The organism is Zobellia sp. OII3 (assembly GCF_002211465.1).
Taxonomy (GTDB): Bacteria; Bacteroidota; Bacteroidia; order Flavobacteriales; family Flavobacteriaceae; genus Zobellia; species Zobellia galactanivorans.
Genome location: NZ_MWRZ01000006.1, coordinates 118,453 through 133,776 on the forward strand (window position 1 = coordinate 118,453; position 15,324 = coordinate 133,776).

Consider the following 15,324-nt stretch of genomic DNA (forward strand, 5'->3'; position numbering starts at 1 on the left):
AAATGAATGTTTTTATAGTTGGTGTCGGGTTGATAGGAGGTTCCTTTGCAAAGGATATCAAACGCCTGCGCCCAGAGTGCAAGATTTACGGTATAGATACGAATGTTTCGCATTTGCGCGAAGCCTTGGATCTGGGGATCATCGATGTAGAGTCGAGTTACGACGATCTAGGGGTGGCCGATATGGTCATTGTTAGCATTCCCGTAGATGTTATGGTTACCGAGCTTCCTAAGATATTGGATGCGGTTAACGATGATTGTGTGGTCTTTGATGGCGGGTCTACAAAAAGTTTGATCTGTAAAACCTTAGATTCGCACCCTAAACGAAGAAATTACCTGGCGGCGCACCCCATTGCGGGTACGGAGCATTCGGGACCGTCGGCGGCCATTGAAAATTTATACGTGGGTAAAACGAATATTATCTGCGAGATAGAGAAAACCGCCTTTAAGCTTCAGGAAAAGGCCCTGGAACTTTTTCAGCAGATAGGAATGCGTATTCGGTACATGAACCCCGATGCCCATGACAAGCACATTGCCTATGTGTCGCATTTGTCACATATCAGCTCTTTTATGTTGGGAAAGACCGTAATCGATAAAGAGAAAAATGAACGTGATATTTTTGACATGGCGGGCAGTGGTTTCGAGAGTACGGTAAGGTTGGCCAAGAGTTCGCCGGCCATGTGGACGCCAATTTTTAAACAGAATAAAGACAATGTGGTCGAAACTTTGACCGAATATATACAGAACCTCCAAGAGTTTAAACAACTATTGGAAAAAGGAGATTACACGGGAATTTTTAACGAAATGAACGATACTAATAAAATAAAGGAAATTTTAAACGGAATACCACTAAACAAGAAGTAATGGAGAATTCAAAAGAAATGAGAACATGGTTGGATGATATGGGTTTAGACCATCCACTAGTAATAGCAGGGCCATGTAGTGCTGAAACCGAAGAACAAGTGTTGCGTATTGCTCACGAGTTAAAAGATACCGACGTAAACTACTACCGTGCGGGTATCTGGAAACCAAGAACACGACCAGGAAACTTTGAAGGTGTTGGCGCACTTGGTTTGAAGTGGTTACAGAAGGTTAAGGAAGAAACCGGATTAAAAACGGCCACAGAGGTAGCCAATCGTGCCCATGTTGAATTGGCATTGGAGTATGATGTAGATCTATTGTGGATCGGAGCGCGCTCGACCGTGAGTCCGTTTATCATGCAAGAATTGGCAGATGCCTTGGAAGGTACTGATAAGATCGTATTGGTGAAGAACCCTGTAAACCCTGATTTGGCTTTATGGTTGGGTGGTATCGAACGTTTGCATACCGCCGGGATCAGAAAGTTAGGGGCCATCCACAGAGGATTCTCTACCTATGAGAAAACGAAGTACAGGAACATTCCCGAATGGCAATTGGCCATCGAGTTCCAAAACAAGTTTCCCGATTTGCCTTTGATCAATGACCCATCGCATATTACCGGTAAGCGTGATATGATCTTTGATGTTTCGCAAACGGCACTTGATCTGAACTTCGACGGATTGATGATCGAGACCCATTTTGATCCCGACAATGCTTGGAGTGATGCCGCTCAGCAGGTTACTCCGGAGAAGTTGGTGCAGATCATGAGAGATTTGCGTATCAGGAAAGAGACCGACAGCGAAGCCGAATACAATGCTAAATTGAGCAACCTTAGGGCGCAAATAGATATTCTCGACAACCAGTTGATCGATACTATGGGCAAACGTATGAAGGTGTCGGATAGTATTGGTGAGCTTAAAAAACAGAAGAATGTAGCCGTACTACAGTCGAACCGTTGGAACCAGATTTTGGGAGCCATGATCTTGGAAGGGGAATCTCGCGGATTGAGTGAAGAATTTGTCCTTAAAATGTTCAAGGCCATTCACCAAGAGTCGATCAATCATCAAGAGAAGATTGTAAACGGATAGTAGTACCTATTCGATATACTATAATAAAACGGCTTGTCGAAAGACAAGCCGTTTTATGTGTTTTTAGTCCCTTCTGAAAATATATCGCGTAATGAAAATTCCCTGGGCATCGTTGTCGCCGGCATCGGCTTCTACGCCACTGGTTACAAAGACCAGCTCCCATCCTTCTTGAAGCATATTCGTAAGTTTCGAGGAGATAACGGCATCGTTCGCGGCAATATTTTGAAAGCGGATACCGGCAATATTGTAAAAGTTGAGGAGTTTGGTTTCCTCAAAATTCTTTACCCTGATAGTGCCCCTTTTAGATTTGTTTCGGGTATTGTCTTCCTCGGTCTGTTCAGAGGTATATTCTTCAAAATCCTTTTCCTCTTGGGCATCAATGATTCTTGAGCGCCCTAGTCCGCTGGGTACAATAGACTCGACACTGGTAATTATTTTTATTTCTTGGGCGTTCACACTGAGGGTTGTGGCAATTAAAACAAAGGCTATTACGGCTATCTTTTTCATCGTTTAAAATTTAAATTAGGTTTAGTAAAGACAAAAGTAAAGTCTAAAAGGTTGCATTTATAGTGAAAAAACAGAGGGGGAATAGGGGCTTTTTTTGTTGGAACAAGCTTTAAGACAGCCTGTTTTACGCTGATAGTATGAAGTAAAGTTGTTTCTTTGTAATGAAATTGAAAAGAATGAAAGGAACTGTATATAAATCTACCGGAAGTTGGTATACCGTAAAAACGCAAGATGGCGAATTTTACGAATGCCGTATTAAGGGTAAGTTTAGGATTCAGGGGATAAAAAGTACGAACCCCATCGCCGTGGGGGATGAGGTGGCGTTCAAAATAGAACAATTGGGCGATGATACCGTAGGCACCATTCACGGTATTGACGATCGTAAGAACTACATCATTCGAAAATCGGTAAACCTTTCAAAACAAACGCATATTATTGCGGCCAATTTAGATCAGGTGTTTCTATTGGTCACTTTAAACAACCCGACCACCTATACGATTTTTATAGACCGTTTTCTCGCTACTGCCGAAGCCTATGATATTCCTGCCGTTCTACTTTTTAATAAAGTGGATAGCTATACTATTGAAGAACTGGCGGAAATTAAATACCTGGCCGAGCTTTATAGAAATGTGGGATATACCTGTATCGGTATTTCGGCCAAGTCTGGTAAAAATGTAGATAAGGTAAAGGAAATGATGGTCGGTAAAACCAGTATGTTTGCAGGGCATTCCGGTGCAGGAAAGTCTACATTGGTGAACGCCCTGGAGCCAAAACTCAATTTGAAAACTACCGAAATCTCCGGGCAACATCTACAAGGCCAGCATACCACTACATTTGCCGAAATGTTCGACTTGGATTTTGGGGCGCGTATTATCGATACGCCGGGTATTAAGGGCTTTGGTATCGTGGATATGGAAAAGGAGGAAATTGGGGATTATTTTCCGGAATTTTTCAAACTCAAGGGGAATTGCAAATTTAACAATTGCCTACACCTCGATGAACCAAAGTGTGCCGTGAAGGAAGCCTTGGAAAACGAGGAGGTCGCATGGAGCCGTTATAGGAGCTATGTGCAAATGGTAACCGGAGAAGAGGAAAATTATAGGGTCGATATCCACGACGTAAAAAAGTAGCTCTTGGTGTAGAATCAGAAAATAAGAAATCAGTTTAAGAACGATGCGAGCCATTATTCAAAGAGTGTCAAGGGCCAGTGTAAGGGTAGACGGCCAAATAATATCAGAAATACGGAACGGACTTTTGATCTTACTGGGCATTGAAGATGCCGACGGGCAAGAGGATATTGAATGGTTGTCACGTAAAATCGTGAACCTTAGAATTTTTAACGATGCCAATGGGGTCATGAACGAGTCGCTCAAAGCTGTAGGGGGCGATGCCATTGTGGTCAGTCAGTTTACCTTGCATGCCGCTACTAAAAAAGGCAATAGGCCATCTTATATCAAAGCTTCCAAACCCGATGTGGCGATTCCCTTATACGAAAAGTTCGTGCAGCAAATGGAGGTCGATTTGGGCAAAAAAATAGGTACGGGAATTTTTGGCGCCGATATGAAGGTCGATTTGCTCAATGATGGTCCGGTTACCATTGCAATAGATACAAAAAACAAGGAATAATGAGTATTAAAAAATCACAAGAACAAGTAGATAAGTGGATTAAAGAACACGGGGTGCGTTATTTTAACGAATTGACCAATATGGCACAGCTTACCGAGGAAGTAGGCGAGGTCGCCCGTATTATTGCCCGCAGGTATGGCGAACAAAGTGAAAAAGAGTCGGACAAGAACAAAGACCTTGGTGAAGAATTGGCCGACGTTCTTTTTGTAACCCTCTGTTTGGCCAATCAAACCGGGGTGGATCTTCAAAAGGCTTTTGATAAAAAGCTCGATTTGAAAACAAAACGAGATCATGACCGTCATCACAACAATGAAAAGCTCAAATAGTATTATATTTGGCAACTTAAATTATACCCTATCAGCATAGGGCAAACGTATAGGTCGCCAAGTGATCTGTCCGGTTTAAGAACCTATTAAAGAGAACAACTTTTGAAACTACACCTATCCGCTCCGTCAAACCAATTATTGCGTAACAATATACAGATTACAGGCTCAAAAAGTGAGTCGAATCGGTCTTTGTTGCTGCAGGCCTTGTATCCGAATATCAGCATTGACAATCTTTCGAACTCCGATGATGCAGAGGTGATGCAAAAGGGGTTGAAAATAGGAAATGGGGTAGTGGATATTCACCATGCGGGTACCGCTATGCGTTTTCTTACCGGATTTTTTGCTTCACAAGAGGGCAAACAGGTAACGCTCACCGGCTCAAAACGTATGACCGAAAGACCGGTCAAGGTGCTTGTTGAGGCCTTGCGGCATTTAGGAGCGGAGATTTCATATGGAAAAAATGAGGGCTATCCCCCGATCTTGATCAAGGGAAAGAAACTGGAGAAAAGTCAAGTGAGCCTTCCTGCCAATATCAGTAGCCAGTATATCTCTTCCTTGTTATTGATTGCGCCTAGTCTTGAAAACGGACTCGAATTGGAGTTGGTCGGTAAGATTACTTCAGTACCCTATATAAAAATGACCCTGGCCCTTTTGTCTCAGATAGGGGTGGAAAACTCTTTCGAGGGCAATACTATAAAAGTGTCGCCCAAAGCAAAGGTAGGTCCTGTTAATTTGGTGGTGGAATCCGATTGGAGCTCTGCCTCTTACTATTATAGCATTGTTGCCTTGAGCGAGGTCGGTAGTGAAATCTGCTTGTCTGCCTATAAAGATAATAGTCTACAGGGAGATAGTGTTCTTCAGGAATTGTATACCGAATTTGGTGTGGAGACCCGTTTTGAAGGGAACACCCTTGTCTTAAGGAAAGTTGGGGCCCCAAAGGGACAAACGGTACAGTTTGATTTGGGCAACGCACCCGATATAGCGCAAACCATTGCCGTTACGTGTTTCGGACTCGGAATGGGTTGCCACTTGACCGGCTTGCATACCTTAAAGATCAAGGAGACCGATCGCTTGGAAGCTTTGCATACCGAACTGTCGAAACTGGGTGCCGATATTTCCGTAACGGACAAGGACTTGACCCTGGGGCTCTCGGGAACCATGAAGGCCGAAGTGGCCATAGATACGTATAATGACCACAGAATGGCCATGGCTTTTGCTCCCTTGGCCATGAAAATACCGCTGTATGTGAACGACGCCGAGGTGGTTTCAAAATCATATCCTGATTTTTGGAAAGATCTTGAAAAATTGACTTTCTTGGTTGATGAGGTGTAATCGATTGTACTTTAGGGTGTTGTAAAAATATTTTTGATTTTTTGGAGGAGATGCATCGGTTGGTGATGCCGTGCAATGCAATAAGAATCAATATAATCGGTGTTTTACTTGACAACCCCTATCCACACATCGTATATTTGCAACCGCAAAACTTTTAACTAAATTTCATAAATGAAACTATCGCACTTCCATTTTGAATTACCTGATAATTTATTGGCCGAATACCCAGCTGAGAATAGGGATGAGTCCAAGTTAATGGTCATTCACCGAGAAACCGGAAAAATAGAACATAAAATGTTCAAAGACCTTATCAATTATTTTGATGAAGGCGATGTAATGGTTTTGAACAATACTAAGGTTTTTCCTGCCCGCTTATACGGTAATAAGGAAAAGACCGGGGCAAGGATCGAAGTGTTTTTGTTGAGGGAATTAAATGAGGAACAACGCCTTTGGGATGTTCTTGTTGATCCTGCACGTAAAATACGTATCGGAAACAAATTGTATTTTGGTGAAGACGAAACCTTGGTAGCGGAAGTTATAGATAACACCACGTCAAGAGGAAGAACCTTGCGTTTTCTTTATGATGGTTCATATATCGATTTTAGAAGAAAACTTCGTGAGCTTGGTCAAACACCATTGCCAAAATATATAAAGAGAGACGTAGAGCCGGAAGATGAGGAGCGTTACCAAACCATTTATGCAAAGCATGAAGGAGCGGTTGCGGCACCAACAGCAGGGCTTCACTTTTCAAAGCATTTGCTGAAACGCCTTGAGATCAAAGGAGTTGATTTTGCCGAGGTAACTTTACATGTAGGTTTGGGTACCTTCAACCCTGTTGAGGTAGAAGATTTGTCCAAGCATAAAATGGACAGTGAAGAACTGGTCATAGATGAAAAGGCTACGGAAATTGTCAATAATGCCAAGTTGAAGAAAAAACGCATCTGTGCCGTAGGTACTACCGTTATGCGCGGACTTGAAAGTGCCGTTTCTTCTGAGCATACCCTGAATACTTTTGATGGATGGACGAATAAATTTATCCTCCCTCCTTACGATTTCAGTATTGCCAACTGTATGGTGACCAATTTTCACTTACCTAAATCAACTTTGTTGATGATGGTGTCTGCCTTTGTTGGTCATGATTTGATGAAAAAAGCTTATAAGGAAGCCATTTTAGAGCAGTACAAGTTCTATTCATATGGTGATGCCATGCTAATAATCTAATTTTGCCAAGCTGGCAAAAGCATAAATTTCAAGCCCTTCTTTATTTGTATATTAAGTAAAGAAGGGTTTTTAGCTTCTAAAATGTGAAGGCACAAAAAAAAGACATACGGGCATTGACCAAAGAGCAATTGCGAAATTTCTTTGTCTCACAAGGGGATAAGGCTTTTCGGGGCAATCAGGTCTACGAGTGGCTATGGCAAAAGGCGGCCCACTCCTTTGAGGGTATGACCAATATTTCAAAGGAAACCAGGGATATGCTCGAGGCCAATTTTGTAATCAACCATATAAAGGTAGACCAAATGCAGCGTAGCAATGACGGTACGATCAAGAATGCCGTCCGTTTGCACGATGATTTGGTGGTTGAATCGGTGCTTATTCCCACAAAGACCAGAACTACGGCCTGTGTTTCGAGTCAAGTAGGATGTAGTCTCGATTGCCGGTTTTGCGCTACGGCCCGTTTAAAGCGGATGCGAAACCTCAATCCTGATGAGATTTATGATCAGGTGGTGGCAATCGATAATGAGAGTCGCCTGTATTTCGATAGACCTTTGAGCAATATTGTTTTTATGGGTATGGGAGAGCCGCTCATGAATTACAATAATGTATTGAAGGCCATAGATAAGATTACTTCCCCAGAAGGTCTGGGTATGTCGCCAAAGCGTATTACGGTCTCCACTTCAGGTGTGCCGAAGATGATACGAAAAATGGCCGATGATGAGGTGAAGTTTAAATTGGCGGTATCGTTGCACTCCGCTATTGATGATATCCGTACCTCTATTATGCCTTTTAACGCTACCTTTACTTTGGCCGACCTTCGAGAGGCCTTGGAGTATTGGTATGCAAAGACAAAAAGTAGAATAACCTACGAATATGTCGTATGGCAAGGTATAAACGATTCGCAGACCGATGTCGATGCCTTGGTTGATTTCTGTAGGTTTGCCCCTTCAAAGGTGAACCTTATTGAGTATAACCCCATAGATGACGGCGAATTTCAACAGGCTTCGAACAGTGCCATAGACATGTACGTGAATACCTTGGAAAGAAACGGTATAGTAGTTACGGTGAGAAGGTCGCGGGGCAAGGATATCGATGCCGCCTGTGGTCAGTTGGCTAATAAACAATAGGGAATTCGCGTATTTCTGAGGTGGAACGTGTATTCAACTTATCTGTTTTTTATAGGGTAAATCGTACGATCAGACTATCTTTTGTGCTTTTTGCGATTACTAGGGGAAGCATAGGATGTACTCATTTCTTTTTCCTTAAATTTATGCGCTTAAGTAGGTAACCAGCTAAACCGATTTTTTTGAAAATAGTAGCGCAAATAAAAGAGCCAGTAAACCAAGAGATGGAGCTTTTTGAGACGAAGTTCCGCGAGGCCATGTCTTCTAAAGTGGCGCTGCTGAACCGTATTACCTATTACATCGTTAATCGTAAGGGAAAGCAAATGCGGCCTATGTTCGTATTTCTTACCGCCAAGATGCTCAATAATGGAGTGGTAAACGAGCGTACCTACCGTGGGGCATCGGTAATCGAATTGATACATACCGCCACATTGGTCCACGACGACGTGGTTGATGAAAGTAATAAGCGCAGGGGCTTCTTCTCGATAAACGCCCTATGGAAGAATAAGATTGCCGTATTGGTCGGTGACTATCTTCTATCAAAGGGCTTGTTGCTCTCCATAGATAACGAAGATTTTGATCTCTTAAAAATTATTTCGGTAGCGGTACGTGAAATGAGCGAGGGTGAACTATTGCAAATAGAAAAAGCGCGTCGCCTAGATATTACCGAAGAGGTGTATTACAATATTATCAGACAGAAAACGGCGACCCTGATTGCGGCTTGTTGTAGTTTGGGGGCTTGTTCCGTACAGCCGGATTCACCTGATGTAGAGACCTTCCGTAGGTTCGGGGAGCTTTGTGGTATGGCCTTTCAAATAAAGGACGACCTTTTTGATTATGGGGAGGACAAGATAGGAAAGCCTACAGGGATCGATATCAAGGAGCAAAAAATGACCCTACCACTGATCCATACGCTTAACACTTGTTCTAAGGCCGAAAAAAAATGGCTGATCAATTCCGTAAAGAACCACAACAAAGATAAGAAGCGGGTCAAGGAGGTGATTGCCTTCGTGAAAAATAATGGGGGATTGGATTACGCCGTACAACGAATGCTTTTCTTTAAGGAGGAGGCCTTGAAAATCCTTGCCAGCTATCCGCCGTCAAGCTATAGGGATTCCCTTGAGTTGATGGTCAACTACGTTGTCGACCGGAAAAAGTAGGTGGATCAAATTTTTACCGGAAGCCTTTCCATAAAAAAACTCCTCGACTTATCTTAAGTCGAGGAGTCGTAAAATAGTCCTTAGAATAAGTGTATTCCCTTTATAAGAGCTCAAACGATACGGAGATCGCGTACAACCTCTTCTCGTCGGTATGGCCGTAATACAAAGATTCTGAAATCCTGCTGGGGTTGGTATCGCTAATGTATAAGGCCTTGCCTATTTTTCGCCCAATTTTTTGGGCAATCGATGCAGCCTTGCTCTTCGCGTCTTCATAGGCGTGTTTTGCAAAATCGGCCATTTCGTCCTCACTTAGCTCTACTTCAAAATTCGTATCGGAACGGGTAACGCCAATCGATTTTACATGAAGGAATTTTTGCATTTCATCGAGGGACTTGGTCCTGAACTCGATTACGGTACCTTCTTTCTCGTAGCCCAATAGCTCGTAATACAGGGTCGATTCTTTAAGGCGCTCTTTTTTGATACCGGCTTTCGTCAGTTTTTCGAAGTATCCCGATTTTACCTCTTCAAGGCTCATGGTTTGTGAATCGTAATACACATTGTTTAGGCTTACGACCATTCTACAGCTGTATTCCGGTGTTATACTGTATTCGTAAGTACCGTTGACGTTAATACTGTTCGGATGGCTGTTTTGTGCAAATGTCATAAATGAGAAAAAAATTAAGGTTAAACTTGTTATTGCTTTTTTCATGGAATCGACTTTTGGGTGATGTAAAAAAGTATGTATTTTTTTGAATAAACGTTTCAGGTGCCTTAAACTTATGCAACGGAGTATAAAAATGAGGCGACAATCATCCAGCTACCTATGAATATGCCCAATATCCCCAATTTGCCTTGTTTCGGTGCAATTTTTTGGCGTAGCTCTTCGGCTTTCGCACGTGCATCTTGGCGGTTTGATAGAAATAGTTTGTTAATGAGCCCTGAGCCCAACATAAAACCAAGTCCTGCCGAAACAATGTTGCCGGCAAGAAAGGTAATCCACCAGACCGGAGCGGAGGTCAGCCATCCTAGGTTTAAGATGGCGCTAATAATGCCCCACACGCCCCAGAAGCAAAATACAATACCGATCCATCCTTGGTAGGGCTCTATTTTTTCCAAGAGTTCTTCGGCGTTCGGTTTTTTTGATAGCAGTAATGATGGTACGGCTACGATACTCAATAAAATTAATGTAATTCCCCAGATCATAATGTTGTTTTTTTAGGTTTGTAATAGGGTTAAAAATCTATGGGGCAAAGTTGAGACAATGGCTGGGTGTAAAATACCCTTTTGCTAGCTAAAATGATATCGCTGAAAATAGGGTAGAGTACTTTTCTTTTTATCTTTGTGAGATTCGTTTTCACATAAAAATCACCAAAATTGATTTCTAAAACCACAATTGACCAAGTATACGAAACTGCCCGTTTAGAAGAGGTTATCGGAGATTTTGTGCAATTGAAAAAGTCGGGGTCTAACTTTAAGGGGCTCAGCCCTTTTTCCGACGAGCGGACACCTAGTTTTATGGTGTCTCCCGTAAAACAGATCTGGAAGGATTTTAGTAGTGGAAAGGGCGGGAATGTGGTGGCCTTTTTAATGGAGCACGAACATTTTACCTATCCGGAAGCCATAAAATACTTGGCGAAAAAATACAATATAGAGATAGAGGAGACCGAACGGACCGATGAGCAACGGCAAGAGGCCGATGAGCGTGAGAGTATGTACCTGGTTTCCGAATATGCACAGAAGCACTTTGCCCAAATGTTATGGGAGAGTGAGCTAGGCAAGGCCATTGGATTGAGTTATTTTAAGGAAAGGGGCTTTACCGAAGACACTATAAAAAAATTCAATCTTGGGTATTGTCTTGATCAGTGGGACGGTTTTACCAAGGCTGCCCTAGAGGAAGGTTACAAGCTGAACTACCTTGAGAAAACCGGACTTACCATTGTAAAACACGATGGTCAAAACCCGAATAACCCAAAAACCTTTGATCGGTTTAAGGGCCGGGTAATGTTTCCGATACATTCCATGAGCGGTAGGGTCTTAGGGTTTGGAGGGCGTATTCTTGGTAATGATAAAAAGGCCGCCAAATACCTAAATTCCCCCGAAAGCGATATCTACCACAAGAGCAAGGTGCTTTACGGAATCTATTATGCCAAACAGTCCATAGCCAAAGAAGATAATTGTTATTTGGTAGAAGGGTATACCGATGTGATACAGTTCTATCAAAGGGGAATTCACAACGTAGTATCGTCTAGTGGTACGGCCCTAACACCTGAGCAGATACGGCTGATCAATAGGTTGACAAAAAACATTACGGTTCTTTTTGATGGCGATGCTGCCGGCCTACGGGCATCTTTGCGCGGTATCGACTTAATTTTGGAACAGGGTATGAACGTTAAGGTCTGTACCTTTCCGGAAGGGGAAGACCCAGATAGTTTTGCCAAAAATAATGCCCTTGAAGATGTACAGCGCTATCTCGAGGAGAAATCACAAGACTTTATTCAGTTTAAAGCCGGTTTATTGGCTCAAGAGGCGGCCAACGATCCTATAAAGCGGGCCGATACGGTTCGCGATATCGTACAGAGTATCTCGAAGATACCCGATGCGATCAAGCGGGAGATATATGTTCAGGAATGTGCCAATATCATGAAGGTATCCGAAGGGGTGTTGTTCAGTACTTTGGCGCAAATGGGCAAGAAGGTAGCCTCTGATACCGCAAAAAAACAACAGCCTCCGCAGACGGCATTTGATGTTGTAAAGAACGATGCACCCGAAGAGAAGGTAGATGTACAATATTTGCTCGAACGTAAGATTATTGAACTGTTGTTGCTTTATGGGGATGAAAAACAAGAGTTTGAAGATTTGGTGCTCAAAGAAAACGAGAAGGGCGATCTGATACTTGAGCCTGAGTCGATAGAGTCCAAGGTATACGAAAAAATTTATTTGGACCTGCAAGATGATGAAATCGAATTGGCGAACGAGCAGTTTCGAAACATTTATTATAAACTCATCGAGGCATTGAACCAAGATGCCAATTTTACGATAAATACGTTTTTAAGTGGCTTGGACCAACCGTTGGTGTCGGAAATTTCCTCCATATTGATGGAAGAGGAAAAGTATGTGCTCCATAGTTGGGAAAGAAAGGATATTTACCCGAAAGAGAAGAAAGAGGGGGTGGCCCAATTGGTAAGTGAGACCATTTTGACCTTGCGTTGTTTTCTTATAAAGAAGCGGATGACGTCATTGCAAGAACATACGAAGGAAAGCCAGCAAGACCATAGGGAAACCCTTGAGGAGATTATGAACTACCTGCAACTCAATAAGTTGTTGAACAAAAAACTGAACCGAGTGCTTTCTTGATTATTGGCTAAGGTGAAAACGAAATATTGGGGCATAAAAAAACCCTAATGAAATCATCAGGGTCTGTACGTCTTACGAAGGGTCTTGTTAGTACAATTCTAACGCTTTTGCCTGTTGCAAAAGGTCTACCATATTGTCTACGTTTAACTTTTTCATCAAACGCGCCTTATAGGTGCTGACCGTTTTTTCGTTTAAGTTCAAACCGATGGCAACATCTTTGTTTCGCTTCCCGCTAGCTAGTAATTTCAGTACTTCCACCTCACGTGTAGAAAGTTTTCTAAAGAACCTTCTTGGTTTCTGTGTACCTTCGTCGAAAGCCAATCGTTGGGCGAGTTCGTTCGTGATGAACATGTTACCTTCGCTTACTTTTTTTACTGCAGTGATAATGTAATCGATGTCAGAAGCTTTCGAAAGATATCCAAAGGCACCGGCGCGAATCGTACTTAATGCATACACGTCTTCAGATTGACCGCTGTACATTAGTACTTTTACGTTAGGGTGTTCTTTTTTGATTTTTCTTAGCGTGGCTATTCCATTGATTTCAGGAATGTCCATTTCCAGCATTACGACATCGGGACTTGTACTTTCCAATTTTTTGAAAAGTTCCGAAGTCGTTGATACTGCACCTACCATTTCAAACCCATTTGCAGATTCAAGAACATTAGTCACACCCATTCTAATAATGGGATGGTTGTCCGCAATTAATACTTTTATCATGTTGATAGTTTTAATCTAGATCAATAAACGCTTGTTAGCCCGTCTAAAAATACTGACATGCAATGTAAGGCTTAAAAATCTAATTCTTTAAACAAATTTGCTATTTTTTTCATAAAAAACGGGCTTTTTATGAATTTATTCGATTAGACTACCACCTTTTAGGTCAAGTTACTATAATAAGCTGTGTGGTATTTCGCATACGGGTATCGGAATCATCTTGTGGCGGTTAGCGGAATTGAACTTCGTGTAGATTAGAAAGACTTCCTTGTCACGACCAGTAAAATCATCGGCGGTTTTACCTTCTTCCTGCATTTTCATGGCCCATTCCAGTTCGGGATAGCTTGCACCTATCTGATCTTCGTCGGTACGGTCATCGCCCCACAGGCCGTCTGTTGGTGCCGCTTTTTGAATATCGTCGTTAATCCCTAGAACACGGGCTATTTCGTATACTTGGGTCTTTAATAGGTCGGCAATCGGGCTAAGGTCGACACCGCCGTCCCCGTACTTGGTGTAAAATCCTACGCCGAAATCTTCTACCTTGTTTCCCGTTCCGGCAACCAGGTAGCCGTCAAGGGCCGCAAAATAATAAAGTGAGCTCATGCGTAAACGTGCCCTCGTGTTCGCCAAGGCCATAAAACGCTCCTCTTCGTTTTCGACGGGAGGGAGCGCGGCAATAAGGCTGTCGAATACCGGTGTTAGGTTTACGGCCTGCCGTTTTACATTTTTAAAGTTGTGCTGTAGCCACTCAATATGTCGGGAAGCCCTGGTAACCTGATTTTCGGCCTGATGTATCGGCATTTCAAGACATAAAAGCTCAAGGCCTGTTTTGGCACAGAGCGTAGAAGTTACCGCAGAGTCGATTCCTCCTGATATGCCGATGACAAATCCTTTCATTTTCGCGTTTACGGCATATTCTTTTAACCAGTCAACAATATAATCTATTACCTTTTCTGTCTGCATAGGATGTTCATTTTGTCGGAATCGACTAACTTTGTGCCCTAAAATTAATGTCTTGAGGTTAAATATTGAAATCAATCGGAAATTACTTTCTAAACTGGCGACGTTTTTTGTCATTTTTACAATTTCTACCTCATTTATCGGGTGTAAAGAAAGTGTAAAGCTGTCTGAAGATGTCAAGAAGATAAAATTAGATGTGCAAATCGATAGGTTCGATAAGGAATTTGCGGCGGCCCGACCCGAAGATTTGCCGGTATTGAAGAAAAAATACCCCTATCTGTTCCCGAAACAGTATTCAGATAGTGTTTGGATAGCTAAAATGCAGGATACGGTTCAGGTGGAACTTTTAGACGAGGTGGAAAAGGCCTTTTCCGATTTTTCGGAAGAAGAGCAGTCGCTCGAGCTTTTGTTCAAGCATATAAAATATTATTTCCCGCAATTCGATGCGCCAAAGGTCGTAACGGTGACTTCCGATGTCGATTATAGCAACCGTGTTATTTTGACCGATACGCTATTGCTTATAGGTCTCGATAACTACTTGGGTGCCGACCATAGGTTTTACGTCGATATTCAAAAGTACATCAGGGCAGATCTTGACAAACGCTATTTGACGGTTGATGTGGCCAGTGCCTTTGCCAAAAAAGTGGTGCCCGCCCCAAACGACAGAAGCTTTTTGGAGCAAATGATCTACTACGGCAAAGAACTCTACCTTAAGGATAGATTGTTGCCCTTGGTTTCGGAAGCCCAGCGGATCAATTATTCCGAAGAGCAATTGGCCTGGGCCATAGCCAATGAAGAGCCTATATGGCGGAATTTTATTGAAAGGGAATATTTATATAGTACCGATAATAAGTTAGGGCCTCGCTTTCTTGATCTGGCTCCTTTTTCGAAGTTCGGACTGGAACTCGATAATGAGTCGCCAGGACGTATAGGCCGGTTTATAGGTTGGCAGATCGTAAGGGCGTTTATGGATAGGAACGAGTTAAGCTTGCAGCAAATGCTCAATTTGCCGGCAGAGGAAATATTTAAAAAATCAAATTACAAACCGAAGAAATAAT

General features: G+C 42.5%; 16 protein-coding genes. 11 read left to right on the top strand and 5 right to left on the bottom strand.

Annotated features, from left to right (window positions below; genetic code table 11):
* The first annotated feature begins 2 nt into the window (after positions 1-2).
* Positions 3-863, top strand: a complete 861-nt coding sequence (locus B4Q04_RS15885) for a prephenate dehydrogenase (protein WP_013992204.1) — start codon at positions 3-5, stop codon at positions 861-863.
* Complete coding sequence (locus tag B4Q04_RS15890; RefSeq protein WP_013992203.1) at positions 863-1,945, top strand: bifunctional 3-deoxy-7-phosphoheptulonate synthase/chorismate mutase type II; 1,083 nt, start codon at positions 863-865, stop codon at positions 1,943-1,945. Before B4Q04_RS15885 ends, B4Q04_RS15890 begins: the two co-directional genes overlap by 1 nt.
* A gap of 63 nt (positions 1,946-2,008) precedes the next feature.
* Here the strand turns inward: B4Q04_RS15890 and B4Q04_RS15895 are convergent, their stop codons facing one another.
* A complete protein-coding gene (locus B4Q04_RS15895) occupies positions 2,009-2,452 on the bottom strand; it encodes a hypothetical protein (RefSeq protein ID WP_013992202.1) in 444 nt (147 codons plus the stop codon).
* 176 nt (positions 2,453-2,628) lie between these two features.
* Between B4Q04_RS15895 and rsgA the strand changes: the two genes are divergently transcribed.
* From rsgA to B4Q04_RS15930, 7 genes are all read left to right on the top strand, one after another.
* Positions 2,629-3,582 (top strand): ribosome small subunit-dependent GTPase A, encoded by a 954-nt coding sequence (gene rsgA, locus B4Q04_RS15900; protein ID WP_046287736.1) that lies wholly within the window; start codon positions 2,629-2,631, stop codon positions 3,580-3,582.
* Positions 3,583-3,625: 43 nt separating this feature from the next.
* The gene (gene dtd, locus B4Q04_RS15905) at positions 3,626-4,078 is read left to right on the top strand and encodes a D-aminoacyl-tRNA deacylase (RefSeq protein WP_013992200.1); all 453 of its coding nucleotides are present in this window, start codon (positions 3,626-3,628) and stop codon (positions 4,076-4,078) included.
* Entirely contained in the window at positions 4,078-4,404 is a 327-nt protein-coding gene (locus B4Q04_RS15910; RefSeq protein ID WP_088697407.1) for a nucleotide pyrophosphohydrolase, read from the top strand. The genes dtd and B4Q04_RS15910 overlap by 1 nt, the downstream gene beginning before the upstream one ends.
* A gap of 102 nt (positions 4,405-4,506) precedes the next feature.
* Entirely contained in the window at positions 4,507-5,736 is a 1,230-nt protein-coding gene (locus B4Q04_RS15915) for a 3-phosphoshikimate 1-carboxyvinyltransferase (RefSeq protein WP_013992196.1), read from the top strand.
* Positions 5,737-5,907: 171 nt separating this feature from the next.
* Entirely contained in the window at positions 5,908-6,957 is a 1,050-nt protein-coding gene (gene queA / locus B4Q04_RS15920; RefSeq protein ID WP_088697408.1) for a tRNA preQ1(34) S-adenosylmethionine ribosyltransferase-isomerase QueA, read from the top strand.
* A gap of 83 nt (positions 6,958-7,040) precedes the next feature.
* On the top strand, positions 7,041-8,081 hold the full coding sequence (gene rlmN, locus B4Q04_RS15925; protein ID WP_088697409.1) for a 23S rRNA (adenine(2503)-C(2))-methyltransferase RlmN: 1,041 nt from the start codon (positions 7,041-7,043) through the stop codon (positions 8,079-8,081).
* Between the two features lie 179 nt (positions 8,082-8,260).
* Positions 8,261-9,238: a polyprenyl synthetase family protein gene (locus B4Q04_RS15930; protein ID WP_076456346.1), complete on the top strand. Its 978-nt coding sequence runs from the start codon at positions 8,261-8,263 to the stop codon at positions 9,236-9,238.
* Positions 9,239-9,338: 100 nt separating this feature from the next.
* Here B4Q04_RS15930 and B4Q04_RS15935 read toward each other — a convergent pair whose 3' ends face one another.
* Together B4Q04_RS15935 and B4Q04_RS15940 are read right to left on the bottom strand one after the other, a co-directional pair.
* Complete coding sequence (locus tag B4Q04_RS15935) at positions 9,339-9,902, bottom strand: SIMPL domain-containing protein (RefSeq protein WP_013992192.1); 564 nt, start codon at positions 9,900-9,902, stop codon at positions 9,339-9,341.
* A 113-nt stretch (positions 9,903-10,015) separates the two neighbouring features.
* Positions 10,016-10,441, bottom strand: coding sequence for a hypothetical protein (locus B4Q04_RS15940; protein ID WP_013992191.1), 426 nt, complete (start codon positions 10,439-10,441; stop codon positions 10,016-10,018).
* A 171-nt stretch (positions 10,442-10,612) separates the two neighbouring features.
* Between B4Q04_RS15940 and dnaG the strand changes: the two genes are divergently transcribed.
* Positions 10,613-12,592 carry a DNA primase gene (dnaG, locus tag B4Q04_RS15945; protein ID WP_088697410.1) on the top strand — a complete coding sequence of 660 codons (1,980 nt, stop codon included), beginning with the start codon at positions 10,613-10,615 and terminating at the stop codon, positions 12,590-12,592.
* 87 nt (positions 12,593-12,679) lie between these two features.
* On the opposite strand, the gene B4Q04_RS15950 is transcribed toward dnaG, so the two are convergent.
* On the bottom strand, positions 12,680-13,309 hold the full coding sequence (locus B4Q04_RS15950; protein ID WP_013992188.1) for a response regulator transcription factor: 630 nt from the start codon (positions 13,307-13,309) through the stop codon (positions 12,680-12,682).
* Between the two features lie 171 nt (positions 13,310-13,480).
* Positions 13,481-14,269: an NAD(+) synthase gene (gene nadE, locus B4Q04_RS15955; RefSeq protein ID WP_088697411.1), complete on the bottom strand. Its 789-nt coding sequence runs from the start codon at positions 14,267-14,269 to the stop codon at positions 13,481-13,483.
* 52 nt (positions 14,270-14,321) lie between these two features.
* On the opposite strand from nadE, the gene gldB reads away from it, so the two are divergent.
* Positions 14,322-15,323, top strand: a complete 1,002-nt coding sequence (gene gldB / locus B4Q04_RS15960) for a gliding motility lipoprotein GldB (protein ID WP_317042124.1) — start codon at positions 14,322-14,324, stop codon at positions 15,321-15,323.
* Position 15,324 lies beyond the last annotated feature (1 nt).

What these genes read in the sequence shown, in the direction of transcription:
- B4Q04_RS15885 (WP_013992204.1), top strand. Translation starts at nt 3, where the DNA reads ATGAATGTTTTTATAGTTGGTGTCGGGTTGATAGGAGGTTCCTTTGCA.
- B4Q04_RS15890 (WP_013992203.1), top strand. Translation starts at nt 863, where the DNA reads ATGGAGAATTCAAAAGAAATGAGAACATGGTTGGATGATATGGGTTTA.
- B4Q04_RS15895 (WP_013992202.1), bottom strand. Translation starts at nt 2,452, where the DNA reads ATGAAAAAGATAGCCGTAATAGCCTTTGTTTTAATTGCCACAACCCTC.
- rsgA (WP_046287736.1), top strand. Translation starts at nt 2,629, where the DNA reads ATGAAAGGAACTGTATATAAATCTACCGGAAGTTGGTATACCGTAAAA.
- dtd (WP_013992200.1), top strand. Translation starts at nt 3,626, where the DNA reads ATGCGAGCCATTATTCAAAGAGTGTCAAGGGCCAGTGTAAGGGTAGAC.
- B4Q04_RS15910 (WP_088697407.1), top strand. Translation starts at nt 4,078, where the DNA reads ATGAGTATTAAAAAATCACAAGAACAAGTAGATAAGTGGATTAAAGAA.
- queA (WP_088697408.1), top strand. Translation starts at nt 5,908, where the DNA reads ATGAAACTATCGCACTTCCATTTTGAATTACCTGATAATTTATTGGCC.
- B4Q04_RS15935 (WP_013992192.1), bottom strand. Translation starts at nt 9,902, where the DNA reads ATGACATTTGCACAAAACAGCCATCCGAACAGTATTAACGTCAACGGT.
- B4Q04_RS15940 (WP_013992191.1), bottom strand. Translation starts at nt 10,441, where the DNA reads ATGATCTGGGGAATTACATTAATTTTATTGAGTATCGTAGCCGTACCA.
- B4Q04_RS15950 (WP_013992188.1), bottom strand. Translation starts at nt 13,309, where the DNA reads ATGATAAAAGTATTAATTGCGGACAACCATCCCATTATTAGAATGGGT.
- nadE (WP_088697411.1), bottom strand. Translation starts at nt 14,269, where the DNA reads ATGCAGACAGAAAAGGTAATAGATTATATTGTTGACTGGTTAAAAGAA.